Raw genomic sequence first — 1,726 nt, 5'->3', positions numbered from 1 at the left:
GTGCAAAAGCCCGTACAGGTCGTGATGTCCGAGGCCGCCGCGGAGCCCTACGACATATATATCGCCTCTCGCGTCGTCGGGCAGCCGAACGTCTGGTTTTGCCACGCCCTCGTCCACGACGTATCCGTGCTCGTAGAGGCGAATTGAGCGGCACGACAACATTCTTTGGCTCCGTTTCGGCGGGGCGGGGGCTCTGAGGATTTGAGAATGACGACCGTTATCACTTACGGCACTTTTGACCTTTTTCACCGAGGACATCTTCGCCTACTCGAGCGCGCGCGCCAGATCGGCGATCGATTGGTGGTTGGCGTGTCCACTGATAATTTCAATGCGATCAAGGGCAAGAAGTGTGTCTACGGTTACGATGACCGCAGCGGAATCGTAGGCGCCCTCAAGTGCGTCGATGAAGTATTTCCAGAAGATAATTGGGAACAAAAACAGGCAGATATCGTTAAGTTCGGCGTCGACGTTTTTGTAATGGGCGATGACTGGGAGGGCAAGTTCGACTTCCTGAAATCGGAGTGTGACGTGCGATATCTGTCGCGAACAGAAGGCGTATCGACCACTCAACTCAAGGGCCTCGTAAAGGTCTTGAGCCCGGAGCGGATTGCGGAGATGGAATTGGCCCTCAACACCGCCTATCAGATCATATCCTCCCTATGATCGGTCCAGATATTTCGGCGTGGTGGATAGAAGGGCAATCATTTTGACTCGTGACATCGCCGACGTCCTGGAGGCTGTGCCATACCTTGGCTTTTTTGGCGCCCTTTCCAATTGCCACCTCACCATTCCAGTGGGTGCGTTTCTCGATTCGCTGGTTGTCACGATCAATGCGCCGGCGCCATCTCGCCTGCGCATCAGTGACATTCGGCTGATCGGCGCCGACCGGAAACCCTTGGACGTCGGCGACATCTCGCACGTTCAACTGAGTTCCGTGGAAGGCTCGGATCATCTCGAAGACGTGAAACAGCAGATGCTTTCCGGCGCGTTGCCGAACTCCCGCGTGGAAGTGGCACCGACCCTCCGCGTCGCGTTTTCCGGTCGGGTCTATATCGACCACGTCATGCTCTATAATTTCGCCGACCGACACTGGACCGACGGACGATTTGTCGAGGTTTCCGGTGAGGATGGCGGCAACGTCGTTTTTTCATACATAAATGCCGATCCCGACGCCGCGATCAGGCGGTGGGAGGCTCTGGGGCGGCTGCCGTCGATCGGCGTTTCACCCGACAACGACGCCGCTTTGTCAGTTGGAGCCTTCGCCAAGGAAATCAAGGCAAAGCTGGCCGAAGGCCTCCGCAGCGGCGCGGTGCGCCTGTCGGACATCGACGTCAATTCCGCCATCCAACTGGTCGCGCCGGCCCGCGACCCGGCCGAAGGTGTCGATGCGAATGATCTCGTCATTCTGGCGGCGTTTCTTGCTCCAGAATTGATCCGAGCCGAGTGGTTCAGCACGCCACAACTCGGGGCCTTCTCATCGCTGCTTCCCACGGAAGCAGACCTGGATCGACTGATGGATGCGGCAAATGCCTTGCCAGACCTGCATGAGCGTTTTGCGGGGAGTTTGCGTATCTCAAAGCATTCCATCAACCCATCCATATTGATCCGGGATGGCGATAAATATATGGAAATGTCGGAACGGGTCCTAGGTGAGCTTCGTACCATCGATATACCCTGCATCGTCGCCTACGGCACTCTTCTCGGCGCCGCCAGGGCGGGCGAGTTC

General features: G+C 57.2%; 2 protein-coding genes. Both read left to right on the top strand.

Annotated elements, in window-relative coordinates; genetic code table 11:
* Window positions 1-207 precede the first annotated feature (207 nt).
* Complete coding sequence (gene tagD, locus QZY01_RS16550; protein WP_294539265.1) at window positions 208-663, top strand: glycerol-3-phosphate cytidylyltransferase; 456 nt, start codon at window positions 208-210, stop codon at window positions 661-663.
* A gap of 43 nt (window positions 664-706) precedes the next feature.
* On the top strand, window positions 707-1,726 hold a 1,020-nt coding region (locus QZY01_RS16545), incomplete at its 3' end, for a hypothetical protein (RefSeq protein WP_294539262.1).

The sequence above is a fragment of the uncultured Rhodoblastus sp. genome (assembly GCF_903903185.1).
GTDB lineage: Bacteria > Pseudomonadota > Alphaproteobacteria > Rhizobiales > Beijerinckiaceae > Rhodoblastus.
The sequence above is the reverse complement of the archived record's forward strand: the minus strand, read 5'-3'. Positions and strand labels throughout refer to the sequence as shown.

Coding starts and splice junctions, on each gene's coding strand:
- tagD (WP_294539265.1), top strand. CDS start 208: ATGACGACCGTTATCACTTACGGCACTTTTGACCTTTTTCACCGAGGA.